At 62.0% G+C, this 22,882-nt stretch carries 22 protein-coding genes; 5 read left to right on the forward strand and 17 right to left on the reverse strand.

The genetic code is table 11. The features are described 5' to 3' along the window. Positions 1-69 precede the first annotated feature (69 nt). Positions 70-1,368 carry a hypothetical protein gene (locus PMN64_RS08740; RefSeq protein ID WP_411780409.1) on the forward strand — a complete coding sequence of 433 codons (1,299 nt, stop codon included), beginning with the start codon at positions 70-72 and terminating at the stop codon, positions 1,366-1,368. Positions 1,369-1,426: 58 nt separating this feature from the next. Here the strand turns inward: PMN64_RS08740 and PMN64_RS08745 are convergent, their stop codons facing one another. The 3 genes from PMN64_RS08745 to PMN64_RS08755 form a co-directional block, all read right to left on the reverse strand. Further along, on the reverse strand, positions 1,427-2,206 hold the full coding sequence (locus tag PMN64_RS08745; RefSeq protein WP_411780410.1) for an enoyl-CoA hydratase/isomerase family protein: 780 nt from the start codon (positions 2,204-2,206) through the stop codon (positions 1,427-1,429). 92 nt (positions 2,207-2,298) lie between these two features. Next, the gene (locus PMN64_RS08750) at positions 2,299-4,386 is read right to left on the reverse strand and encodes a molybdopterin oxidoreductase family protein (RefSeq protein WP_411780411.1); all 2,088 of its coding nucleotides are present in this window, start codon (positions 4,384-4,386) and stop codon (positions 2,299-2,301) included. Between the two features lie 125 nt (positions 4,387-4,511). Continuing rightward, positions 4,512-5,582, reverse strand: a complete 1,071-nt coding sequence (locus tag PMN64_RS08755) for an extracellular solute-binding protein (protein ID WP_411780412.1) — start codon at positions 5,580-5,582, stop codon at positions 4,512-4,514. A 205-nt stretch (positions 5,583-5,787) separates the two neighbouring features. Between PMN64_RS08755 and PMN64_RS08760 the strand changes: the two genes are divergently transcribed. Further along, positions 5,788-6,708 (forward strand): tripartite tricarboxylate transporter substrate binding protein, encoded by a 921-nt coding sequence (locus PMN64_RS08760; RefSeq protein WP_411780449.1) that lies wholly within the window; start codon positions 5,788-5,790, stop codon positions 6,706-6,708. 38 nt (positions 6,709-6,746) lie between these two features. Then, on the forward strand, positions 6,747-7,454 hold the full coding sequence (locus PMN64_RS08765) for a molybdate ABC transporter substrate-binding protein (protein ID WP_411780413.1): 708 nt from the start codon (positions 6,747-6,749) through the stop codon (positions 7,452-7,454). On the opposite strand, the gene PMN64_RS08770 is transcribed toward PMN64_RS08765, so the two are convergent. Continuing rightward, a complete protein-coding gene (locus PMN64_RS08770) occupies positions 7,451-8,257 on the reverse strand; it encodes an SDR family NAD(P)-dependent oxidoreductase (protein WP_411780414.1) in 807 nt (268 codons plus the stop codon). The genes PMN64_RS08765 and PMN64_RS08770 overlap by 4 nt on opposite strands. Positions 8,258-8,763: 506 nt before the next feature. Beyond that, positions 8,764-8,967, reverse strand: coding sequence for a hypothetical protein (locus PMN64_RS08775; protein WP_076834276.1), 204 nt, complete (start codon positions 8,965-8,967; stop codon positions 8,764-8,766). A gap of 721 nt (positions 8,968-9,688) precedes the next feature. On the opposite strand from PMN64_RS08775, the gene PMN64_RS08780 reads away from it, so the two are divergent. Further along, a complete protein-coding gene (locus PMN64_RS08780) occupies positions 9,689-10,783 on the forward strand; it encodes an amidohydrolase family protein (RefSeq protein WP_411780415.1) in 1,095 nt (364 codons plus the stop codon). 64 nt (positions 10,784-10,847) lie between these two features. Here the strand turns inward: PMN64_RS08780 and PMN64_RS08785 are convergent, their stop codons facing one another. The 7 genes from PMN64_RS08785 to PMN64_RS08815 all read right to left on the reverse strand — a co-directional run bounded on the left by PMN64_RS08785 (position 10,848) and on the right by PMN64_RS08815 (position 16,796). Beyond that, positions 10,848-11,099 (reverse strand): hypothetical protein, encoded by a 252-nt coding sequence (locus PMN64_RS08785; RefSeq protein WP_411780416.1) that lies wholly within the window; start codon positions 11,097-11,099, stop codon positions 10,848-10,850. 107 nt (positions 11,100-11,206) lie between these two features. Further along, positions 11,207-11,944 (reverse strand): Crp/Fnr family transcriptional regulator, encoded by a 738-nt coding sequence (locus PMN64_RS08790; RefSeq protein WP_051002875.1) that lies wholly within the window; start codon positions 11,942-11,944, stop codon positions 11,207-11,209. A 296-nt stretch (positions 11,945-12,240) separates the two neighbouring features. Then, complete coding sequence (locus tag PMN64_RS08795) at positions 12,241-13,080, reverse strand: phosphodiesterase (RefSeq protein ID WP_411780417.1); 840 nt, start codon at positions 13,078-13,080, stop codon at positions 12,241-12,243. A 3-nt stretch (positions 13,081-13,083) separates the two neighbouring features. Further along, the gene (locus tag PMN64_RS08800; RefSeq protein ID WP_411780418.1) at positions 13,084-14,148 is read right to left on the reverse strand and encodes an ABC transporter ATP-binding protein; all 1,065 of its coding nucleotides are present in this window, start codon (positions 14,146-14,148) and stop codon (positions 13,084-13,086) included. Then, positions 14,145-14,930: an ABC transporter permease gene (locus PMN64_RS08805; RefSeq protein WP_028336858.1), complete on the reverse strand. Its 786-nt coding sequence runs from the start codon at positions 14,928-14,930 to the stop codon at positions 14,145-14,147. The genes PMN64_RS08800 and PMN64_RS08805 overlap by 4 nt, the downstream gene beginning before the upstream one ends. Positions 14,931-14,934: 4 nt before the next feature. Then, complete coding sequence (locus tag PMN64_RS08810; protein WP_018272804.1) at positions 14,935-15,750, reverse strand: ABC transporter permease; 816 nt, start codon at positions 15,748-15,750, stop codon at positions 14,935-14,937. 38 nt (positions 15,751-15,788) lie between these two features. Next, positions 15,789-16,796 carry an ABC transporter substrate-binding protein gene (locus PMN64_RS08815; protein WP_411780419.1) on the reverse strand — a complete coding sequence of 336 codons (1,008 nt, stop codon included), beginning with the start codon at positions 16,794-16,796 and terminating at the stop codon, positions 15,789-15,791. A 245-nt stretch (positions 16,797-17,041) separates the two neighbouring features. Between PMN64_RS08815 and PMN64_RS08820 the strand changes: the two genes are divergently transcribed. Continuing rightward, positions 17,042-18,139 carry a zinc-dependent alcohol dehydrogenase gene (locus PMN64_RS08820; RefSeq protein WP_411780420.1) on the forward strand — a complete coding sequence of 366 codons (1,098 nt, stop codon included), beginning with the start codon at positions 17,042-17,044 and terminating at the stop codon, positions 18,137-18,139. Positions 18,140-18,175: 36 nt separating this feature from the next. Here PMN64_RS08820 and PMN64_RS08825 read toward each other — a convergent pair whose 3' ends face one another. Genes PMN64_RS08825 through PMN64_RS08845 form a run of 5 tightly spaced genes read right to left on the reverse strand, consistent with a single transcriptional unit; the run spans position 18,176 to position 22,838 of the window. After that, positions 18,176-18,880, reverse strand: coding sequence for an ABC transporter ATP-binding protein (locus PMN64_RS08825; protein ID WP_411780421.1), 705 nt, complete (start codon positions 18,878-18,880; stop codon positions 18,176-18,178). A gap of 3 nt (positions 18,881-18,883) precedes the next feature. Further along, entirely contained in the window at positions 18,884-19,654 is a 771-nt protein-coding gene (locus tag PMN64_RS08830) for an ABC transporter ATP-binding protein (RefSeq protein ID WP_411780450.1), read from the reverse strand. Beyond that, a complete protein-coding gene (locus PMN64_RS08835) occupies positions 19,651-20,637 on the reverse strand; it encodes a branched-chain amino acid ABC transporter permease (protein WP_411780422.1) in 987 nt (328 codons plus the stop codon). The genes PMN64_RS08830 and PMN64_RS08835 overlap by 4 nt, the downstream gene beginning before the upstream one ends. 9 nt (positions 20,638-20,646) lie before the next feature. After that, positions 20,647-21,531, reverse strand: coding sequence for a branched-chain amino acid ABC transporter permease (locus PMN64_RS08840; RefSeq protein ID WP_038377831.1), 885 nt, complete (start codon positions 21,529-21,531; stop codon positions 20,647-20,649). 53 nt (positions 21,532-21,584) lie between these two features. After that, the gene (locus tag PMN64_RS08845; protein ID WP_411780423.1) at positions 21,585-22,838 is read right to left on the reverse strand and encodes an ABC transporter substrate-binding protein; all 1,254 of its coding nucleotides are present in this window, start codon (positions 22,836-22,838) and stop codon (positions 21,585-21,587) included. Between the last annotated feature and the right edge of the window lie 44 nt (positions 22,839-22,882).

The raw sequence follows: 22,882 nt of genomic DNA on the forward strand, positions 1-22,882 counted from the left end.
ACTACCAATTTGGATAGATCAGAAGGCGAGGATTTGGCCTCCCTAGCAAGACGTTAAGGTTGCGCTACAATGAAGCTTCCGCGCTATTGCAGGCAAAAGTCATTGAAAAATGGTCGACGCGGATATTTCTTCGAGCCACCAACGTGGGCTCGCAATGAAGGTTGCCCTGTCAGAGCTGAAGCACTGGGAGAAGACTATGCAACCGCTCTCAACAGAACCAAGAATATTCTGCTGCCTGCCTTCGACAGCTGGCGTTCGGGCGGATTGACCGACATGGTCCCGGCGTCTCCTGTGCCCGGCACTTTTGATTGGCTTGTTGGCGTTTTCAAAGCCAACCACCGATGGCGTGAAATCGATTTCAAGACCCAACGCTCATACGACCAAGGCCTGGCGCTATTCGCCAACCACGAATTGAACGACGGTAGCCGCGCGGGCTCGAAACAGATTGCTGATTTTTCCAAAGCATTTGTTGATGCGGTTTATGCAAATCTGCTCGTCGTTCAATACAAGGACGCGGATGGAAACATCGTCAAGCGCGAGCGTCGGCGTTTCGCAAACGCTGCCATGACCGCATGCAGGCGCGCCTGGTTCGTTGGTCAGCGCGCCCAGGAAACGAAAGTGCCAGCCATCAACCCATTCTCGCGGATGGGCTTAAAATCGCGCGCCCCTGGTCAGGCCCTGCGAGAGACGCCTACCGCAACCTGGGAAGAGCTTGTCGCCTTCAGGCAAGCCGCAGAGAGACTGGGGTACCACTCGATCGCAACCGCTGCATTGCTGACCTGGGAATGGCTGCAGCGCGAGGAACATATATTCGGAGTCTTCGAAATCGAGCACTATCGACCGAAAGAACGCCCCAACAGCGTGAGGATTATGCACCCAAAGAATGGCGAAGAAGCCTGGTGGCCTTTGGTCGATGAGAACAGTGTGCTGCTCTTCCCCGAGTTGATGGCGGAGCTTGATGCTCTCAAAGACTCAGTCGCTTCAGGACTGGCGTTTCGCCGCGATCATGCTCATCGCAGGTCGCCTACTCCTCTCCCGTGGATCACCGAGCGCAAGGATCTGCGCTACCTTCGGCATGTCGTTAAAAAGATAATCATAGCAGCGGGACTTCGGAACGAGCTCTCATTTACGTCCTTTCGCCACGGCGGCTTCACCGAAGGCGCAGACAGCGATCTTACGGACGCTGAACTGCGTGCCGCCGGCCGCCATCGCTCGAGACTACAACTGCCCACCTATGCCAAACGCACGCGGAAGCAATTGATCGTGGCCGCCAAGAAGCGCCGCGAGGAGCGAGCCAGGACGACCCTCTTGTCAGAAGGCGTGCTCGCGCCTCATTCTTCAATCGTTTCGAGCAATCGACACGCTTGATTTTCATGATTCACGCCGGCGCGAGATACCGGGCGGAAGACCAGGATTGGGTTTCCACCTAGCGCCCGGTCCAAGTCGGTTTGCGCTTCTCGCCGAAGGCCTTGAGGCCTTCCTTGGCGTCCTCGGTCATCGCGAGCAGCGCGATCTGGCTTTCGGTGTAGGCGATGCTTTCATCGAATGACATCGAGGCGATCGCCCGCATCGCGTATTTGCCGCGACGGATCGCCGTCGGCGACTTGTCGACGATGCGCCCGATCAGCCAATCGACCTTGGCATCGAGCTCGGCTGCCGGCACAACGTAGTTGAGAAGACCCGCAGCCTTGGCCGTCGCGGCGTCGAACGGCTCGCCGGTCAGCGCCCATTCGTTGACGAGGCGCGGCGGGGCGATCGATTGCAGCAGGCTCAGCACCTGCATCGGAAACACGCCGACCTTCACCTCGGGCAGGCCGAAGATCACCTGATCGCCGGCGACCGCCATGTCGGTCATGCACAGCAGTCCCATGCCGCCGGCCATGCAGACGCCACCGACTCGCGCGATCGCGGGCTTGGTCGCATTCTGCGACAGCCGCAACAAATCGGCGTAATCGACATTGGGACGCGAGAAATCCATCGAGAAGGCCGCGCCGCTGTTCTGCAGATCGGCACCGGCGCAGAACGCCTTGTCGCCCGCCCCCGTCAGCACGATGACGCGGACGTCTTTGTCGTCATGCGCCTCGCGATAGCCCTTCGCGATGCCGGCGATCACACCGGCATTGAGCGCGTTGCGCTTGTCCGGGCGGTTGATGGTGATCCAGAACGCCTGCCCGCGCTTTTCGAGAAGAACGCTGTTGTCGGTCATGTTTCCTGCCTGTTTTCTTGGCCAATGTGCCGGTGTCAGCCGACATTTGCGGCAGGATCGGCGCCGACTGCAAGCAGGATTTATGCGGCCACCTATGCCTTCCGGATCCAGACCTTGTTATCGTGGAACGCGGCGCCGCCGAGCGGTGCAACGGCCTCCGCCCCGGTCAGCATGTTGATGCCGCGCCCGCCGATATGGGACTTGTTCGGATGGATCGACTCGGCGATCAGCACGCCACGGCGAACGCCATCGAACAGTTTTGCGGTCAGCGTGGTCTCGCCACGCATGTTGCCGAGCGTCACCGTATCGCCATCGGCGATCGAAAGACTAGCCGCATCCTCGGGGTGAATCATCACGGTCGGCACGCCCTCGCGGGCCTGCGACGACGGCGTTTCGTTGAAGCTGGTGTTCAGGAAGCTGCGCGAGGGTGACGTCGCGAGCCGGAACGGATGCTGTGCGTCCGCCTCCTCGATGATGGTCCAGTGGTCGGGCAGCGAGGGCATCTTGTCCCACGCCCCCATCAGCCCGCCGGTGCCGACGGGCACCTTGCCCCAATCGACCTTGAAGTGGAACTTCTTGTCGGCATGGGCAAAGCCGTCGAGATAATGCGAGGTGCGGAAATCAGGCTGCAGGTCGCGCCACAGCTCGGCTTCGAGCGTCTCGATATCGCCATGCCCGCTCTTCTTCAACGTCGCATCGATCAGCTGGCGCGGCGTCATGTCGAAGCCGGGATGCACGGCATTGAGCCGGCGGCCCAGCCCCTGCATCACCTCGTGATTGGAACGGCACTCGCCTGGCGGATCAATCAGCTTCGGGCCGACCGAAATGTGCTGATGACCGCCACCGTAATAAAGGTCGTCGTGCTCCATGAACATCGTCGCCGGCAGCACGATATCGGCCATCTGGGCGGTCTCGGTCATGAACTGCTCGTGCACCGCGACGAACAGATCCTCGCGGGCAAAGCCCTGGCGCACCAGCGCCTGCTCGGGCGCGACCGTCATTGGGTTGGTGTTCTGGATCAGCATCGCCTTGACCGGCCCGCCGCCCCGCAGCGCCTCGGCATCGCCAGTCAGGATGCGGCCGATCTTGGACTGATCTAGCACCCGCGTCGAGCGATCGATCGCGTCGTGGCCTTCGATGATCGACTCGTCGAAGCGCCAGATTCCGGCGTTGTTGAAGAACGCGCCGCCGCCCTCATATTGCCAGGCACCGGTGACCGCGGGGATGCACGAGGCCGCGTGCATCTGAGCGGCACCGTTGCGGCTGCGGGTGAAGCCGTAGCCAAGACGGAAGAACGAGCGCTTGGTCTGTCCGACCAGCCGCGCGAACGCTTCGATTTCCTCGACCGGCACGCCCGAGATCGCCGAGGCCCATTCCGGCGTGCGAGTCTTCAGATGCGCTTCCAGCTCGTCGGGGCAATCGGTATAGCGCGCGAGATATTCGCGATCGGCAAATCCCTCGCGGAAAAGCACATGCATCACGGCGCAGGCGAAGGCACCATCGGTGCCCGGCCGCAGCAGGATCTTGATGTCGGCCTGCTTCATCGTCTCGTTGTTGTAGACGTCGACCGCCGCGATCTTCGCGCCGCGCTCCTTCCGCGCGCGCGATGCATGCGTCATCACATTGACCTGGGTGTTCACCGGATTGGTGCCCCAGATCACGACGAGGTCGGAGACGCCCATCTCGCGGGGATCGACACCAGCGATCTTGCCGGTCCCGGCCGCAAAGCCGATGCGCGCGATGGTTGCGCAGATCGTGCCGTAGAAGCGCGAATACTTCTTCACATGCGACAGCCGGTTGAGGCCGTCGCGCATCACGAGCCCCATGGTGCCGGCGTAGTAAAAGGGCCAGACCGACTCGGCGCCAAACTCCCGCTCCGCCGCGTCGAAGCGCGCCGCGATCTCGTCCAGCGCCTCGTCCCAAGAGATCCGCGCGAACTGGCCGGAGCCCTTCGGCCCGGTCCGGCGCAGCGGGACCATCAGCCGCTCGGCATGATGAATCCGCTCGGCATAACGCGCGACCTTGGCGCAGACCACGCCGGCGGTGTAGGTCTGCTGTTTGGAGCCCCTGACGCGGCCGATCGAGCGTCCCTCGATCACCTCGACGTCGAGCGCACATGCCGACGGGCAATCGTGCGGACAGGTGGAATGGCGGATGTCGACCTTGGCATGCTGGTTCATGGCCAAATTGGTAACATCAAATATCCCCCCCGCCGAGGGGCATTATTGACCCTGTCCGCGCGAAATCCGGGCACGTGCCATGCGGCAGGCGCCCGGACGGGCAGCTATTGGCCTGAGCCGTCCCATCAGACGCGGAAGATGCGGGTGTAGTGCGATTTGATCGATTCCCCTTCCCGCTCCACCGCCACCGGATCGTCCTTCATCGTCTTGATGTCCTTTAGCGGCCTGCGTCCAGCCTTCTCCTTGGCCTGTGCATGGACGGATCTGAGGCCGCCGATCTCGACATTGAGCTGCTGGCCCTCACGCCCGAGCGCGAACGACTGGAACAGCCTGGCGGCATTCGGATGCGGACAGTCCTTGAAGATCCCGTTGGGGCCGACGATGATCGGTGACCCTTCGGTGGCGTAGACCGGCTCGACCGGGCGGCCGGCCTCTTTCATCTGGAAGATGTTGTATTCGTTGCCGTCGGCCATGACAGCACGCTCGCCGAGATCGAGCTTTTTGGGTGGATCCGTCGAGGACTGCACCTGCATGATGTTCTGCTTGGCGAGCTTCTCGAAAAAGCTCCATCCGAGGTCGCGCTGCATCTGATAGGTCGCGGTCATGATGGTGCCGCTATAGCCGGGATGCGCCTTGACGATCTTGCCCTTCCATTTCGGATCGAGCAGATCGGCAAAGCTCTGGGGCGCCTCCTCGGCCTTCACGAGATTGGTGTTGTAGGCAATGATCGACAGCCAGACCCGGAAGCTTGCGAATTGCCCGTCCGCGTCGCGATGCTCGTCGGGGTAGTATTTTGCGACCTCCTCCGGAACATAGGGCGCGAGAATGCCGTCGCGCTTCCACACGATGAAATGCGCGGCATCGGAGGAATTGACGACGTCGACGGCATGAATGTTGCTGGAATATTCCTGGCCGACCCGCTGGAACACACGCTCCGCGCCGGTGCGTTCGACACGCACGGTGATATCGGGATATTTCGCTTCAAATGCCCTTGCCAGCTTCTCGGCAACCGGCAGATCGGTCGAGGTGTAATAGACGACCTGCCCCTCTTTCTTCGCCGCTTCGATCAACGTCGGCGTCACTGGTTCGGCTGGCGGCGCGGCGGCCATCACGCGCGTTGAAAGGGCGGCCCCAGCCAGCACCGCGCCCGAGCCCTTCAGCATGTCGCGGCGCGATAGCCCAGGATGTTTCCTCATATGATTCCCCGCACGCGATGGCGAAGTTTGAGTACACCGTCCTCCCGCTCTTATTCCGATGCGCGAAAACGGAGTCTGTCGTCGACAGAGGCTTCAGGTTGCAGCTAGACTTCTGATCAAGAAACAAGACTAAAGTTGGGGGATTCAGTCAATGGCAAGCCTGCGATACGCCTTTGTGTTTGTCGCGGCGTTGCTGACCGTGTCCATGTCAGGCTCATATGCTGACGCCGAAGACTATCCCGCGCGGCCGGTCAGGATCATCGTTCCCTTCGGTCCCGGCGGTCCGGCCGACGTCGTCGCGCGACAGATCGGCAGCATTTTGCAGGAAAGCCTCGGCCAGCCCTTCGTGGTGGAAAACCGCACCGGCGCCGGCGGCGTGATCGGCACGCTCGAGGTCGCAAAGGCACCGGCCGACGGCTACACCCTCCTGATGATGTCGAACACCCAGACCGCGAACGAATCGCTGGTACCGCAGCGCAAATATGAGCTGATGCGCGACCTGACGCCGATCGCGTCGTTGAACACTTCGGATCTCGTGATCGTGGTCCACCCCGCCGTACAGGCAAAGACCTTGCAGGAATTCATCGCCCTGGCAAAGGCCCAGCCCGGAAAGCTGAACTATGCGTCGTCAGGTCAGGGCACGCCGTACCACATGGCGGCCGAGCTGTTCAAAGCCACGGCCGGCATCGACGTCGTGCACGTGCCCTACCGCAATAGCGGCGAGGCCCGCGGCGGCGTCATCGGCGGCCAGGTCCAGATGATGATCGATGCCGTTCCCGCGATGGCGCCGAATGTCGCCGAAAAACAGGTGCGAGCGCTCGCAACGACCGGCAAGACTCGTTCGACGGTGCTGCCCAACGTTCCGACGGTGATCGAGGCGGGCGTGTCCGGCTATGAGGCGACGATCTGGCTCGGCTTGATGGTTCCGGCGGGCACGCCGAAGCCGATCGTCGACAAGCTCAACGCGGCGGTGAACGCGGCGATCAGGCGGCCGGAGGTCGAGAAGCTCTGGGCCGCGCAGGGCGCGGCGCCGATGACCATGACGCCGGAGGCGTTCGACGCATTCCTGCGCGCCGATATCGTGAAGTGGGCAGGCGTCGTCAAAAGGCTGGACAAGTCCCAGTAAGCACGCAGCGGCAGACCGCGAGCGAAGGAACAGTGCGCATGAAGACGTTGAACATCCTGAGCGGCGGGGCGGCGCAGGGCCTGGTGCGCAACCTTGCGCCCGCGTTTGAAGCCGAAACCGGCCTCGGCATTGCCGGCGATTTTGGCGCGGTCGGCGCCATGGCCGACAGATTGCGCGCCGGCGTACCGACCGACATCGTCATCCTGACCGCCGCTCTGATCGCGAAGCTTGCCGGCGAAGGGCTGGTTTTGCGCAGCTCGATCACGGACCTCGGCCGCGTTGAAACCGCCCTTGCCGTTCGGGCCGGCGATCCGTCGGTCAGCGCCGACGACGCGGCTAGCCTGCGCGCGGCATTGCTCGCCGCGGACGCGATCTTCGTGCCGGATACCAAGGCATCGACCGCAGGAATTCATTTTGCCAAGGTGCTCGCGCGGCTCGACATCGCTGATGTCGTCGCCGACCGGTTGAAAATTTTTCCAAACGGCGCGACCGCCATGCGACATCTGGCGGAGTCCAGAGACCGGCGGCCGATCGGTTGCACGCAATCGACCGAGATCATCAGCACCAGGGGTGTCGTGCTGTCGGGCACTTTGCCGCCGGGATGCGGGCTCGCGACAATGTATACGGCTGCGATCCCAACGCATGCATCATCGGCATCGCAGGCACAACGCCTGATCGCACTGCTGACGTCGCCGGAAACGTCTGCGCTACGCAGCCAGGCTGGCTTTGTTTCCGACGCAACCTAGCGCGCCAATTGCGTGAGACCGGTCGGCGGTCCGTCGACCGCGGTCCAGCCGCCATCGACAAACAGCGTGCTGCCGCTGACATAGCTCGCCGCGTCCGATGCAAGGTAGGCGACAGCGGTCGCGACCTCGTCGGCGCTGCTCCATCGATTGAACACGGTATGGCCGGCATAGAGGTTGTAGATATCGGGCCGCTGCTTGAACGGGCCGGTTAATGCGGTCTCCGCGATGCTCGGCGCGATCGCATTGACGCGAACGCCGGATCGCCCGACCTCGGACGCGAAACCCTTGACCAGAAGGCCGATCGCCGCCTTGGTCGATCCATAGACTGCAAGCCCCGGTTCGATGGTGACGGCACGCACCGAGGAACATGCAATCAGGCTGCCGCCCTGTTGCTTGACCATGATGCGGCCGAACGCCTGGAAGAACCAGACCGTGCCCTTGACATTGAGGTTGATGACCCGGTCGAGATCTTCTTCGGTGTAATCGAGGACGGTCTTGCGGATATTCAGTCCCGGCGTCGTCACTGCGATGTCGATGCGCAGAAATTCTGCCAGCGCTTTCCTCGCCAAAGCGTCGACGTCGGCACGATCGGCAGCATCGCAGCTGGTTGATGTTGCAGACCCGCCCTGCAGCCGAATTGCAGCGGCCGTTGCCTCCGCGCCCTCTTGCGCTCGATCTGCGCAGAGCACACGCGCGCCGAGTGACGCCAGCGCTTCGGCCGAGGATTTGCCGATTCCCGAGGCCGCTCCCAGCACGACGGCGGTCTTGCCGGCGAGATCGAATAGCTTGCGATAGTCGGTCACGTGAATCCTCCCTGCGGCGACGCATCCCGGAATGCAACACTTTCCCGATTTGCTTCAGGTTCTGTACCGAGAGCAAGCGGCATCTTGCGCTACACGCGCCTGCATTGCGGACAGAAGCGCGCCTGCGTCAGATCCGCCAAGAAAGGCACCCGTCGTGAAGATCATTGACCTGAGCCGAGAGCTCTCGCACGCCGAGCTATCCCGGCCATCCGCCCATCATGCACGGGATGTGGAAGAACCACGACGAAGCCCTGGTGGGATCGAGAAACGTCTATGGCATGGCATCGATGTTCATCTCGATGCCCGACTACGGAGGAACCCACATCGATGGGCCCCCGGCAGGAGATGTTGCGGCCGCCGAATGGCTCGCGGAACAAGGCATCGTCAATTTTGGCATCGATTCGATGCCGGCGAGTCCCGACAGCGACGAGAGGGCTCGCATAGTTCGCTGGCCATCACCGGAACCCTTGGATGCTCCACTATGCCGTGCAGGTCCCCTGAAGTGGTCAGTTTTTGGTCTGATTTTGACTCTGAAGAATATGCATTTCTGCTCGCGCCAAGTGTCGACGAAGTGCGGCAATTGCTTGAAGGCTCACCTCGAAAGCGACGGGGCCCATCTCCTTGGTCTCCAGTCGAATTGCAGCATGTCCGTCGGAACGCAACATCGTCTCCGAACCAGTCACATTCAGGATCACAAGGTTTCGGTCCATTTTCCCTCCCATCGAACCCGTTTCCTCACGAGCACGTTTCCTTGTTGCCTAGACGAGGCAGTGCTAGCGTCGGCTTGGCTTCGGCGTAAGCAGACCCTATTTCCGCCTCGCTTCTTTCATTTTAGCATGAAATCGCCGTTCCGTTCCGCCAACGGAGCAGGCGGCTCCGCCGCACACCGCCGGATCGCGTCGGCTCTTGAGGAAATCCCACTATTCGTCGTTACTAGGAAACTCGTCTTAATTGACCAAACATCTACGCCGCGTTGGCAGCTAGTAAATGCGGTGAAAGCGCAAGGTCAGTGGATCATGAACTAGCGGATGGCGACGGACGGCGGTCTATCGCGGTGGCGGCGCCAATCCGCTCGAAAAGCGCTCGCGAAAGTGGCGATAGTGATCAATGCCGTCACTTGCATGCTGAACGGTGCGGTGCGGTCGTGATATTGGCGTTTGTCGTGTTCGCGGCCTGATCAAAGTCGAGCGAGGGTGACGCATTGCCGATCTGACTGAATACTATCCATTACATGGCGACTTGCCCGCAAACAGCCCGATGGCATGCACAAGCGAATTGCAGACGTAATGCCGCGACATCATCGCAAAGGCGGGGATCAAGCCGGTCTGAGCAGATCAACATTGCGCGACACGCACAGCGTGTGATCTTGCGAGCACTAGCCAGCATCCCTAGGCTCCCGTCCATAACAAAACAACCAGGGAGGCGATCGTCATGACCACAAGGCGGGATTTCCTGAAAGCGGGAGCAACAGCGGCGGCAGGCATCGTGTTCTGCGGCTGCGGGCTCGTCCACAACGCAAATGCGCAGCAATCGCGCCAGCAGTTGCCGGTCACGGTCAACGGCCAACGTGTCAAGACGATCGACATCCACTCGCATTGCCATTTCCGCGAGGCCGGCGCGCTGCTCGGCGCGGACGCCGGAAAATATCAACTGCCGCCGGTCAACGGCGCCGCGGAAGCCTTCATCGAGATCGACAAGCGGTTGGCTGCGATGGACGCGCAGGCCGTCGACATGGAGGTGCTTTCGATCAATCCGTTCTGGTACGACCGCGATCGCGACCTTGCTGCGCAGATCGTGAAAATCCAGAATGAAAAGCTCGCCGAACTCTGTGCCTCGAAGCCCGACCGGTTCGCGGCTTTCGCCTCGCTGACGCTGCAGGCACCGGACCTTGCGGTGCAGGAGCTGGAGACGGCGGTGAAGAAGCAGGGGCTGAAGGGTGCGGCGATCGGCGGTGTCGTCGACGGCGCCGAATTCTCAAATCCGAAGTTTCATCCGGTATGGGCCAAGGCCGAGGAACTCAGCGTTCCCCTGTTCATCCATCCGCAGGGCGTGCCCGAGCTCAACAAGCGGCTCTCCGGCAATGGGTGGCTTGGCAACACGATCGGCAATCCGCTCGAGACGACGATCGCACTCTCCCATTTGATCTTCGAGGGCACGCTCGATCGCTTCCCAGGACTGAAAATCATCGCTGCACATGGCGGCGGTTATCTCGGCTCGTACGCCGACCGCTCGGACCATGCCTGTCTGGTTGGACCCAAGGGATGCAAACCGGAGATCAAGCTCCAGAAAACGCCGGCTGAGTACCTCAAACAGATCTACTTCGACTCTCTGATCTTCACGCCTGAGGCGATCAGGCACCTCGCCGCCCAGGTTGGCGCCGGCCAGATCGTGCTCGGAAGCGACTATCCCTATCCATGGCAACTGGCACCGGTCGACCACATCTTCGCCTCGTCGTCGCTAAGCGACGATGACAAGGCCAATATTCTCGGGCGGACCGCAGCAAAGCTGCTTGGAGTAGCCGCGTGAGGACGGCTTGCTGCTAGAAAAGCGGCTGTCGTCGCGCCTTGCCGCGCGACGACGGCATCAACGATCAGTAGGTCTTCACCGTCCGGATCTCGCTGCCCGGCCGAACCGTTGGTGCCACTTGCGCGATATTGGGTATCGGATCAGTGTAGACGGTGTCGGTTCCGACGAACTCCGCTTGCGCCGCGTCCGATATCCATCTGACTGCCGCCGGATGACTGACCAGCATCCCGATCAAGGCAACGACAACAAGCAGCGGCAACGCGACAAGCTTGATGCTGAAGCTCTGGTAATTGTGCTGTGGGTCCTGCCGCCGCATGCACGCGTCACTTACCGCAGCGCACGCAAGGCCGATGTGAATGGCTTCACAGGCCTGTCCAGCTCACCGTTTCGTGAAATGCGCGACCGACCGGGCAGCCGGCGCGACTATTCGCCGTCGTTCGCCCCGGCGTCGACCAGCTCCTGGAGCGTCTCGGGCTTCAGCACGACGATCGCGCCATGCTCGAGTCTGACCCAACCGCGTATCGCCCACGCGCGGAGCTGCTTGTTGATGCTCTCGCGCGTCATCCCGACCATCTCGCTGATCTCCTGCTGGGTGATCGAGATGGTGCGCCCCTGCGGCTTGTGCTTGTCGCTCAGGCGCAGTAGCGCGCTGGCCAAACGGCCGGGCAAGTTCTGCAGAATGACCTGCTCGACCTGATCGCTGGTCCGGCGAAGTCTTTCGCAAAGCAGCTCGATGAACTTCATCGCAAGCGTCGGCTGACTGCGCACGAACGGAATGAACTCGCGCCGGTCAATGACGAACAGCTCGCAATTGGTGTTGGCGGTGGCATCGGCCGTCCGCGACAAGCCGTCGAGCAGCGCGATCTCACCGAAGATCTCGCCGGCCTCGATCAGGTTCAAAATCGCGTTGCGACCATCCGGCGACGAGATGCTGATCTTGACCGTGCCCGAGATCACCGCAATCAGGCTGGTGCCCGGATCACCCTTGGAAAAGATCGTCGTGCCCCGCTTCAGCGTGGTGTGCTTGGCGTAGCGGCAGAGCTGATCGAATGCTTCGGGCTCGAGATCGGCGAAATAGGGATGCTTGCGCAACACCGACAGCTTGTTGTTCGAAAACAACGGCGCGCCGGAAGTTCGTTCTATGGGCGACGCCCCGGTCATCGTGATCCAGACTGATTGTGTTGCGTTCAATCGGCCCGCCAGCACAGCGGACGCCGACAAAGCCATCGATCAATGAAAGCAGACAGAAGTATAGCCCCCCCGGGGCCCTACAGCAACAAAGGTCCGAGCCGGCGCAGTTGGGGTGGAAGGTATCCAAGGTACAATTTGGAATAAATCTGCGTCGATGCAACGCTCAATTGCGGGCTGCGGGCTGCCCTTGATCTGACATGCCCGGCCCATCCGCGACAATCTCGCCTGGCAAAATCCCGTCGGTGCGAGGGGTCAACGCGGCCGGCTCACAGCAGCTTGCCGTCTGGCCCGAAGAACGGATGCGGCCCGTCAAATTGACCGATCGGGACCTGGTGCGTGACCAACTGTCCAAAATCCGGCCCGGGAAACCACGTGTGCAGGTGAAATGCCGGCGGTTCCACCTTGAACGATGGTTCGCGGAGCTGTCCGAGGTCCAGGTCGACCGCATGGTTCGGCGCGGGGCACAATGTCACGGGAATCCCAGCGAAGGAGGTCAGCATGGCACGATGGACGTGCCCGCAGCCGATCAAACGCACCCGCGGGTGACACCTGACGATTGCTGCCAGTTCTGCGGCATTGAAAAGGTCCTGGCGGTCCATGTGCCAGATGCCGCCCTTGAACGGCGGGTGATGCAGGAAAAGCAGCGCGGGCCGGTCGACTGCTGCCGCCAGTGTCGCGTCCAGCCATTGCAGCGTCGACGGTTCGAGCATGCCATGAGGCTTCCCGGCAACGCTTGAATCAAGCAGCAGCAGATCGAGGCCATTCACCTCGATCTTCTGGTCGAGCGGGCCTGTCGCGTCAACATAGGGTGCGGCAGGAAACGCGGCGCGCATCCACTCACGCGAGTCGTGATTGCCGGGAATTCCGGCAAACGGAACGCGCAGCGGCGCGAGCAGTCGTTTGAGATAGTCGTATTCCTCGACCGACGGCGTATCGACAAGGTCGCCCGAGATGACGACGAAATCGGGCGCCGGCTCGAATCCATTGATCGCCGCCACGCAGCGTTCAAGCGCCTTCGCGGTATCGACCCGGCCATAGGCCAACGCTCCCGGCGGCTTGATGTGGAGGTCGGAAATCTGGGCGATGAGGACCGGTTTCGACGGCATCGATCAATCTCGTGGTTCGGAGGGAAGCAGACGGACAGCGTCGGGCGCAATCGAAAGCCCGACACGATCGCCGATCCTGGCTTGAATCGTGTTGGGAGCGTCGACATTGAGCGGCTTACTCGATGCATCACTCACGACGAGCCGCTGCCGGTCGCCGATGAAGCTGACGGAATCGACGATTCCCGAGAGTATCCCCTCACCCGCCTCCGTCACGCGAATGGTTTCGGGACGGATCATGACGGTCGCGTTCGCGGTCGTCGCGCCACCCTCGATCGGCAGCCGCCCGCCGGGCAGGATCAACACGCCGTTCTCGACCGGAGCCTCCACAATGTTCGCCGCTCCGATGAACTCCGCCACAAACCGGTCCTTCGGAGCGAAGTAGACCTCGCGTGGCGTGCCGATCTGGGCGATTGCGCCTTTCCGCATCACGACAATCCGGTCGCCCAATTCCATGGCTTCGGCCTGATCATGGGTGACATAGATCGTCGTGATCCCAAGCGCGCGCAACAGCCGGTTGAGCTCGCTGCGCAGCCGGTCCCGCAGCGCGGCGTCGAGCGCGGTCAAGGGCTCGTCGAGCAGCAAGATGCCGGGCCGGATCGCGACGGCGCGCGCCAGTGCGACGCGCTGACGCTGGCCGCCCGAAAGCTGGTCGATGCGGCGATTCTCCAATCCCGTGATGTTCGTCAGAGCAACCAGCTCGGCGACGCGCGCGGCACGCTCGTCCCTGGCAACACCGCGGATCTTCAGCCCGTAAGCGATATTGTCCGCCACCGTCATGTTGGGGAACAGGGCGTAGGACTGGAACACCATCCCGACATTGCGCCGCTCGATCGGGACCGAGGTCATGTCCTTGCCGTCGAACAGGACCTTGCCGCCGACATCCGGTAGCTCGAGCCCTGCGATGATGCGCAGCATCGTGGTCTTGCCGCAGCCGGACGGCCCAAGCAGGACCAGCGTCTCGCCGCGCGCAATGTCGAGGGTTGCGGGATCGAGCGCGCGCGTGCCGTCGGCAAAGGTCTTGCCGCACGCCTCGATCCGCACCGCTGCGCCATGCCCGGCCGTACTCATCGCTTGTGATCCCTGTCGGCCAGCAGCTGCATTGCGACCAGCAGCGGAATGATCATCACGAAGAAGATCAGCGTATAGGCCGAGGCCACTTCGAGCCGCATCGAGGCATAGCTGTCGGCGAGCCCGATCGGCAGTGTCTTCGTCAACGGCGTATGCAGCATCCAGGTCAGGTTGAATTCACCGAGCGACAGAGTGACCACCATTAGCGCGCCGGCGAGAATTCCCGGCAGTGCGTTCGGCACGATGACGTCGCGGAAGCGTCGCCATGGCGATGCCCCGAGCGAGGCCGCCCCCTCATCCAGCGTCTTGATGTCCACGGTCGCGAACACCGCCATCACCGACCGCACCATGAACGGCATGGTGAAGATCACGTGGCCGACCAGGATGAACAGCCAGGAACGGCGAAAGTCGCCGAAGCTGCCATACGCGAGCAGCAGTGCAAGCGCAATCGCAAGCCCGGGGATCGCCAAGGGCAGCGTAATGATCTCCTCGACGATGCGCGCAAGCCGCCCTCCCCGCGCATGCAGCGCATAGGCTGCGGGAACGCCGGCGAGCAGCGTGACGGCAAGGGTCGCGAATGCGATCACGAAGGAGAGCAGGATGGTGCCGGCATAGAGCTCCCAGACCTGCGCGACCCATTGCAGGGTCACGCCGGACTGGATGCCCCGGAAGTAGTTCACGGTGACGCCGGCGGAGATCGACAACCCCGCGGGGACGACCAGGAAGGCGGCAACGAGCAGCGTGAAGATGAACTGGCCGGTGAAGATCAAGCGATCACGCATGCATTCACCCGGCCGCCGCGACCGCGCTGCCGCTGAACGAGCGGGCGAGCGCGAGGATGAGCCAGGTGATCAGGCCAAGTCCCACCGACAGCGCGGCCGAGGTCGCGAAATTGGCGGCCAGCGTGAACTCGGTATAGATCAGCATCGGCAGCACATCGATATTCGTCGCCAGCGTAAACGCAGTCCCGAATGCCCCCATCGCGGTCGCAAATGCGATCGCGCCGGACGCAACGAAGGCCGGCGCCAGCGCGGGCAGCACGACGTCACGCTGCACCGCCCAGGGGCTGGCGCCGAGCGAACGCGCGGCTTCTTCCAGACCGACATCGAGCTTTTGCACGGCCGCCATGATGGTCAGGATCACGCGCGGAATCGAGAAGTAGAGATAGCCGAGGAACAACCCGTAGATCGAATAGGCGAACACGAACTTCTCGCCGAAGATCCGGTTCGACAGATCGCCGATCAGCCCCTGCCGCCCCGCCAGCAGAATGATCATGAAGCCGACCACCACGCCGGGAAACGCCAGCGGAAAGGTCAGCATCGCGATCAGCACGGCCCGCCCTGGAAAGCGGTGCCGCTGCAGAAACATTCCGGCTATCGTCGCCACGATCAGCGTGACGACCGTCGTTGCCGCGGCCAGCAACACGGTATTGATCAGCGTCGCGCGATAACGAGCTTCGGTCAGGATGGCGAGATATCCGGCGAGCCCGTGCGGTCCTTCGGCACCCGCAACCACCAGCCGTGCCATCGGCAGCAGGAAGAATGCCGTGGTCACGACCGCGAGCGGCAGCAGGCAGAGCCAAACGAAGGATTTTTGCGACATTGGAAGAATGGTGCCCCGGCGAAGGGCACCATATTGCCTCAGCGAACCTCGGCGAGATAGCGGTCGACGAAGGCTTTTTGCACGTTTTCCATCTCGCCCCAGTCGACGCTCTTGGCGCGGGCATAGTCGCTGTCGGGGAGGAATTTCCCCTTCACGGAAGCCGGCAGCTCTATCGGGCGGGCCGGACGCAGATAGGCATTGGTCCAGATCGCCTGCCCCTTATCGGACAAGAGATAGTCCATCACCTTCTTGGCCTTCTCCTTGTCGGGCGCGTTCTTTACGAGACCAACGACATAGGGAAACACCACCGATCCCTCGCAGGGAATCACAAACTCGAAATTGCCCTTCTCCGAATATTTCGCGCGATAGGCATTGAAGTCGTAGTCGAACAGGATCGGCATCTCACCGGAGACGACGCGGGCATACGACGTCTGCTTGGGTACGATCGGATCGTTCTTGCGCAGCTCCTTGAAGAAGCCGATCGCCGGATCGAAGTTGCCTGGCGAGCCGCCGAGCGCCAGATTGACGGCGACCGCGCCGACATAGCCGACCGCCGCCGACGACGGATCGAGATAGCCGACCATCCCCTTGTAGTCGGGCTTCAGGAGATCCTTCCAGCAGGCCGGCACCGGCTTGCCGCCAAGCGCATCCTTGTTCACGAACAGGCCGAGCGTGCCGGAGTGGATCGTGGTCCAGTAGCCGTCGGGGTCCTTGAGGCCGGCCGGGACCTGATCCCAATGCGCCGGCTTGTAGGGCTCGAGCGCATCCTGGGCCTTGGCCTTCATGCCGAAGGTCACGCCGAAATAGCCGATATCGCCGACCGGATTGCTCTTCTCGGCCAGGATCTGGGCCAGTGCCTGACCCGAATTCTTGTTGTCGTGCGGGATATCGTAGTTGAGGTCCGCCTTGATCGCCTTCAGCATCGAGGCCCAATCCGCCCATTCCGGCGGACAATTGTAGCAGATCACGTCGGCCGCCCTGGCGGATTGCCACGGCGCGATCAGCGTCAGCGCCAGCAACGCAAGGACAAGGCGGACGGTCTTCATGTGAGGCTCCGGTCTGGGAGAGAATGCAAAGAGGATTTCAACATCAACCGGCGACCAAGTATAGGCCGCGTATGAATGTTTTGCGACGCGCTTGCTGCCGTGCAGCAAATGCAACGGCCCCGATGCCGACCATCGGGTGCTCGCGGCAACCACTGGTTTCGCGCTAGGCTGACGGCCGAAAGAGGAAGCCCATGTACCAGCCGCCCGGCGTCAACACATCGCCTGATCTGCCCGTTCCCGGCCTGATGAAGGCCTGGGTCCTTGGTGACCCCGGCCAGCTCCTGCTTCGCGAAAAGCCAACGCCGGTCCCCTCGCGTGCCGAGGTGCTGGTGCGCATCGACGCGGTTGCGATCTGCGCCACCGATCTCGAAATTATCCATGCCGGGTCGCCGGCAAGCATCCAGGGCGGCCTGCCCTTCAACAAGAGCTTTACGCCAGGCCACGAATACATGGGCACGGTCGCCGCACTCGGATCGGACGTTGACGAATTCAGGATCGGTGAGCGAGTCAGCGTCGAGATCCATGCCGGCTGCGGTCAATGCAAACGCTGCCGCCAGGGCATGTACACGTCCTGTCTCAACTATGGAAAGCCGGAGAAGGGCCACCGCGCCAATGGTTTTACGACCGACGGCGGATTCGCGGAGTACGCGGTCAACCACATCAATACGCTGGCGCGCGTACCGGATAGCATGAGCGACGCGGAGGCGACGCTCGTGGTGACCGCGGGCACGTCGATGTACGGCTTGACGGAATTGGGGGGATTGGTGGCCGGCGAGAGCGTCGTGGTGATCGGCCCGGGGCCGATCGGACTTCTCGCAGTTGCTGTGGCCAAGGCGCTTGGCGCAAGTCCGGTGATTCTGACCGGCACGCGCAACAAGCGGCTGGCGATCGGCCAGGAACTGGGGGCCGACCGCGTCATCAACATCAACGACGAAGACGCCGTTGAGGTCGTGAAGCAACTAACAGGGGGAATCGGCGCGGACTATGTCGTCGAATGTGCCGGCACCGAAGCGACACTCAACCAGGCCATTCACATGACCAATCGTGGCGGCAAGATTTGTCTGGCCGCCTTCCCGCACGAGGCCGCGACGCTGGACATCGCGCATCTCGTGCGAAACAACATCTACGCTTACGGGATCCGCGGCGAGGGCCGCAGCGCCACTCGCCGCGCCATGGAATTGATGGCGGCGAAGCGGTTCGACGCGACGAGGATCCACACGCATACGTTTCCGCTGGAAGACCTGCCGACGGCGCTCAGATATGCACGGGATCGCGTGGATGACGCGATCAAGGTCGTCGTCACCACTCGCAAGGCCGACGCGATCGCGCGCGCTGCGGAGTAAGGTCCGTTCGCGCCGGCGGGAGACCGGACAGCCCGCTCATACCGAACAATAGCGTTCCTTGATCTCGTCGTCGGCCAGCAGGGCCTGCGCCGACGCCTGGTGCACCACCGCCCCCTGATCAAGGACGTAGGCACGATCGGCGATGCCAAGCGCGAGCTCGACGTTCTGCTCAACCAGCAGCACCGTCGTTCCCTGCGCCTTCATGTTGCGGAAGAGCTCGAACATCTCGTCGACCAGGACCGGCATGATGCCCTCCGAAGGCTCATCCAGCATGATCAGGTCGGGCTTTGCGATCATCGCCCGCGCGATCGCCAGCATCTGCTGCTCGCCGCCGGACATTGTGACCGCCTCCTGGTCCATGCGCTCGGCCAGCCGTGGGAATATCACCGCGATCTCGTCGATCAGCTCGGCCTCCCGCTTCTTCGCCGGCGACGCCACCAGGCCGAGCCGCAAATTTTCCCGGACCGACAATCCCTGCACAATCCGCCGCTCTTCGGGAACATAGGCAAGTCCCAGCGCGAAGCGCACATGCGCCGGCCGGCTTAGCAGCTCCTTGCCCTTGAAGGTGACCGAGCCGCGCGTTCGTCCCATCAACCCCATGATCGATTTCAGCGTCGTCGTCTTGCCGGCTCCATTGCGACCGATCAGGCAGACGATCTCGCCCTTGGTCACTTCGAGAGTTATGTCCTGCAGCGCGTGACTTGCGCCGTACCAGGCATTGAGCTTGCTGATCTGCAGCATTCGTCAATGCTCCCGCTGGCCGAGATAGACCCGCTTCACCGCCTCGTTCTGCCGGACCTCCTGCGGCGTTCCTTCGGCGAGAAGTTCTCCGTGATGCAGCACGAGGATGCGATCGCTGATCCCGAGCACCAGCTTCATCTTGTGCTCGACGAGGATGACCGTACGCTCCTTTGCGAGCTTCACGATCAGATCCATCATGGTCCGGGTTTCCTCCGGGCTCATGCCGGCCGTCGGCTCGTCCAGCAACAGCAACCGGGGTTGGCTGGCAAGTGCCATGCCGATTTCCAGCGCCCGCTGCTCGCCATGGGCCAGCGTCTTGGCGGCACGTTCGCGAGATTCCCACAATCCGACCAGGGCAAGCAGCTCGTCCGCCCGCTCGACCAGCTCGGTCAGGCGCGCGCGGGGACGCCAGATATCGTATCTCGACACCAGCGCCTGCAGACCGACGCGGATGTTTTCACGCGTCGTGAGCTGCGGAAACACGCTGGTGATCTGAAAGGACTTTGCGATCCCCATATGCGCAAAGCGGTGCTGCGGCAGGCCGGTGACATCCTTCCCCTCGAATTCAACGCTGCCTTTGGTGGGCGCGAACGCGCCGCACAGCAAATTGAAATAGGTGCTCTTACCGGCCCCGTTCGGACCAATAATGGAGGTGACCGCGCCTCGGGAAAACTCCGCCGAGATATTGTTCAGCGCGACAAACTTCCCGAACGTCTTGCCGACGCCCCTGGTGCGCAGAATGATTTCCTTGGTTTGGCCTTCCGCGGCGCTCATCGCCTGCCTCGCGCGATCAGCGTGCCCCAGATGCCGGCGGGGAAGAACAGCACGCAGGCAATGAAAATGGCGCCAACGATCAGTTGCCAGTGAACCGTCCACACGGAGACCACATTCTCCAGGACCAGGAAGACGGCGGCGCCGATCATCGGTCCGAAGAACGTTCCCATACCGCCCAGCAATGCGATCATCACGACCAGGCCCGATGTCTCGTAGTGCAGGATCTCGATCGGAACGATCGACAGATGCAGCGCCTGCAAGGCTCCCGCGAGACCGCAGAAGCCGCCAGACAAGACGAAGGTCAGCAATCGGGTCTTGGTGACGTCATAGCCTGACGCGCGGGCGCGCATCTCATTCTCCCGCACGGCCTCAATGACGGCGCCAAATGGCGAGGCAAGAATGCGCGACATCACGAAAAAAGCGGCAATCACGAAAGCCGCGATGACATAGTAACGGATCATCGGATTGATGAAGTCGAGCCGCAAGCCGAACAGATCGATGGTGCGGACGTTGATGCCACGGAGGCCGTTTTCGCCACCGGTCAGGTCAACCGCCTGATAGAACAGATAGTAGACACATTGCGACAGCGCCATCGTCACCATCGCGAAGTAGATGCCGCGGGTCCTGATCGCGAGCACGCCAATCAATGATGCCATCAACAGGCCGCCGGCGATCCCGGCCGCGATGGCCGCATACCATGGCCAGCCAAAATGCACGATGGCGATGCCACAAAGGTAGGCACCGGTTCCGAACAGCGCCGCGTGACCAAACGACAGCAGACCGAGATAACCAAACACGAGGTTGAAGCCGACGGCGTACAATCCATAGATCAGGATGTTCACCGCGAGGGCGGTGAACGGCATCACCAACGGGAAAATCAGGATCACCGCGGCCACGATGCTGGCGCGATGCCGCGTTGCGAATTCGTACCAACTGCCCGTCGTGGCACGAGACTGTTTGACGGATTCGGTGGCTCCGATCATCCCTGGCTCTCAGCTCATCAGTCCGGCGCGGCCGAAGAAGCCCTGGGGACGGACGATCAGGACGATCGCCATCAGGGCGAAGATCGAAACCTTGGCCATCTCGGGCGCAAACAGCGACGTCATGCTGACCACCACACCAACGAGAAGGCCCGCCAGTACGGCGCCACCGATCGAACCCATGCCTCCTACGACGGTCACCACGAAAGCCTCGGCGAGAATCGTGCCGCCCATCTCGGGAATGACGCCTTGAAGCGGGGCAGCCAACAGCCCGGCAAAGCCAGCAATCGCGGTGCCTATCCCGAACACGATCAACCAGACCCTGGAAACGTCGACCCCGAGGACACGGACGATCTGCGGATCGCGGGCACCGGCGCGGATAATGAGTCCGAAGCTGGTTTTTTCCAGGAACAGCCAGAGCGCTAATAGGACGACGGCCGTCGCGCCGATCACGAACAGGCGGTAGAGCGGAAAATATCCGACACCGATGTTGACGGCCCCCTGCAGCAGCTCGGGCGTATCGAAGGGATAGCCAGTCTTGCCGAAGGCAATGCGCACGCACTCGACCATGACATAACTCAGCCCGAACGTCAGCAGCAGCGGGTAATCGATGCCGCGGCCGTAAAGCGGCCGAATCAGCACGCGCTCGACGGCAAGGCCGAACAGCCCGATCAGAAGCGGTACCGCCAGCAAACAGAGCCAGAAATTGCCGCCGATCGAAATCAGGTACAGCCCGACATAGGCGCCGACCATGTAGAACGCGCCATGGGCGAAGTTGACGACGGTCAACATCCCGAAGATCAGCGAGAGGCCGATCGCAAACAGCACGTAGATCGCGCCGAGCGCCAGCCCGGCGAATAGTTGCAGTGCAATCAGATCAAAGCTCAGGCCCGCCATTTGTCCCCCTCAGCACGACGCGCGCCGCTCCGCGGTGCGCGCCGGCGCATGGCTCAGCTCTTGTGGCCAAGCGTGTCGCAGGTACGCAGGTTCTTCTCGTTGGGCTCTTCGGTCGATAGAACCTCGAACACATCTGACTCGTTCTTCATGTCCTTGGACTTCGACTTGATCACGAGCACCGATTGCACCGATTGGTGATCGCATTTGCGATAGTATTGCGGCCCCTTGTAGTAGTCGTACTTCAGAGCCTCCAATGCCGCGACGACCTTGTCGGTCTCCACGCTGCCCGCGCCCCTGACCGCCTCGAGCACCGTCCGAACACCGCCATAGCCGAGCGCACCGTAGTCGGTAGGCAACTTGCCGTCATACATCTTGCGGAACGCGTCGTTGAACGCCTTGGTCGAGGCGAACTTGTCCTCGATGCCCCAGAAGAACGAGCAACCCCCGACGACGCCTTCGAATGCCTGGGGGCCCGCCGCAACGCGACTGGCATGCGACAGCAGCGGCGCGATGATCTGAATCGATTTCTTGATGCCGAAGTCGGTTGCCTGCTTCAGCGCGATCTGCTGATCGCGGCCGAAATTGCTGATGCAGAGAATATCGGGCTTCAGCGCCTGGAGACGCGGCAGCAGGGTCGAGAAATCAGTCGTTCCAAGCGGATGACGGATGTCACCGAGATTCTCGATGTTGAACTGCTTGCCGATCTCGAGAAAGCCGCGAACCATCTCGTGACCGTAAGCATAGTCCGCCGTGAGAAACGCCACCTTCTTGCCGAATTTGGTGAAGGCGTAGCGACCGACCGCCCCTGACGTCATGTGCGGGTTCAGCGCTTCGTGGAACGTGTATTTGCTGAAATCTGCCGCCTCGTTGATGGCGTCGGACTGGCTAATCGAATTGAAGATGACCCCACGTTCCTTGGTGACGTTGTTGATCGCGAGCTGAACCGCCGCGGACAGACTGCCGACAACGAAATTCACCTTCTCCTTCTCGACCAATTCCAGGGTCCGCGTCGCCGCCTCACCGGGATTCAGCTTGTCGTCACGCACGACGAGCTCGGCCTTGCGGCCGTTGAGACCGCCGGCATCATTGAACTGGGCGACAGCAAGCTGACCCGCCCGCACCTGGTCCTGGGCCTCGGCGCCGTATGGACCGGTTAAAGGAACCGGGAAGCCGATCTTGATCGGCGCTTCCTGGGCCTGAAGCAGATTGATGCGAAAAGGCGAGACGGCGAGAACGGCGCCGGCGCTTGCCGTCGTCAGCAGACGACGCCGTGATATCGATCCAGCTTTGGTGACCTTCTTCGTCATGACTATTCCTCCCCAAGAACTGTCTGCGTTTGCTTATCGTATTA

The organism is Bradyrhizobium sp. UFLA01-814, assembly GCF_046718885.1.
Classification (GTDB): domain Bacteria; phylum Pseudomonadota; class Alphaproteobacteria; order Rhizobiales; family Xanthobacteraceae; genus Bradyrhizobium; species Bradyrhizobium elkanii.

What these genes read in the sequence shown, in the direction of transcription:
- PMN64_RS08740 (WP_411780409.1), top strand. Translation starts at nt 70, where the DNA reads ATGAAGCTTCCGCGCTATTGCAGGCAAAAGTCATTGAAAAATGGTCGA.
- PMN64_RS08745 (WP_411780410.1), bottom strand. Translation starts at nt 2,206, where the DNA reads ATGACCGACAACAGCGTTCTTCTCGAAAAGCGCGGGCAGGCGTTCTGG.
- PMN64_RS08750 (WP_411780411.1), bottom strand. Translation starts at nt 4,386, where the DNA reads ATGAACCAGCATGCCAAGGTCGACATCCGCCATTCCACCTGTCCGCAC.
- PMN64_RS08755 (WP_411780412.1), bottom strand. Translation starts at nt 5,582, where the DNA reads ATGAGGAAACATCCTGGGCTATCGCGCCGCGACATGCTGAAGGGCTCG.
- PMN64_RS08760 (WP_411780449.1), top strand. Translation starts at nt 5,788, where the DNA reads ATGTCAGGCTCATATGCTGACGCCGAAGACTATCCCGCGCGGCCGGTC.
- PMN64_RS08765 (WP_411780413.1), top strand. Translation starts at nt 6,747, where the DNA reads ATGAAGACGTTGAACATCCTGAGCGGCGGGGCGGCGCAGGGCCTGGTG.
- PMN64_RS08775 (WP_076834276.1), bottom strand. Translation starts at nt 8,967, where the DNA reads ATGGACCGAAACCTTGTGATCCTGAATGTGACTGGTTCGGAGACGATG.
- PMN64_RS08780 (WP_411780415.1), top strand. Translation starts at nt 9,689, where the DNA reads ATGACCACAAGGCGGGATTTCCTGAAAGCGGGAGCAACAGCGGCGGCA.
- PMN64_RS08785 (WP_411780416.1), bottom strand. Translation starts at nt 11,099, where the DNA reads ATGCGGCGGCAGGACCCACAGCACAATTACCAGAGCTTCAGCATCAAG.
- PMN64_RS08790 (WP_051002875.1), bottom strand. Translation starts at nt 11,944, where the DNA reads ATGACCGGGGCGTCGCCCATAGAACGAACTTCCGGCGCGCCGTTGTTT.
- PMN64_RS08795 (WP_411780417.1), bottom strand. Translation starts at nt 13,080, where the DNA reads ATGCCGTCGAAACCGGTCCTCATCGCCCAGATTTCCGACCTCCACATC.
- PMN64_RS08800 (WP_411780418.1), bottom strand. Translation starts at nt 14,148, where the DNA reads ATGAGTACGGCCGGGCATGGCGCAGCGGTGCGGATCGAGGCGTGCGGC.
- PMN64_RS08805 (WP_028336858.1), bottom strand. Translation starts at nt 14,930, where the DNA reads ATGCGTGATCGCTTGATCTTCACCGGCCAGTTCATCTTCACGCTGCTC.
- PMN64_RS08810 (WP_018272804.1), bottom strand. Translation starts at nt 15,750, where the DNA reads ATGTCGCAAAAATCCTTCGTTTGGCTCTGCCTGCTGCCGCTCGCGGTC.
- PMN64_RS08815 (WP_411780419.1), bottom strand. Translation starts at nt 16,796, where the DNA reads ATGAAGACCGTCCGCCTTGTCCTTGCGTTGCTGGCGCTGACGCTGATC.
- PMN64_RS08820 (WP_411780420.1), top strand. Translation starts at nt 17,042, where the DNA reads ATGAAGGCCTGGGTCCTTGGTGACCCCGGCCAGCTCCTGCTTCGCGAA.
- PMN64_RS08825 (WP_411780421.1), bottom strand. Translation starts at nt 18,880, where the DNA reads ATGCTGCAGATCAGCAAGCTCAATGCCTGGTACGGCGCAAGTCACGCG.
- PMN64_RS08830 (WP_411780450.1), bottom strand. Translation starts at nt 19,654, where the DNA reads ATGAGCGCCGCGGAAGGCCAAACCAAGGAAATCATTCTGCGCACCAGG.
- PMN64_RS08835 (WP_411780422.1), bottom strand. Translation starts at nt 20,637, where the DNA reads ATGATCGGAGCCACCGAATCCGTCAAACAGTCTCGTGCCACGACGGGC.
- PMN64_RS08840 (WP_038377831.1), bottom strand. Translation starts at nt 21,531, where the DNA reads ATGGCGGGCCTGAGCTTTGATCTGATTGCACTGCAACTATTCGCCGGG.
- PMN64_RS08845 (WP_411780423.1), bottom strand. Translation starts at nt 22,838, where the DNA reads ATGACGAAGAAGGTCACCAAAGCTGGATCGATATCACGGCGTCGTCTG.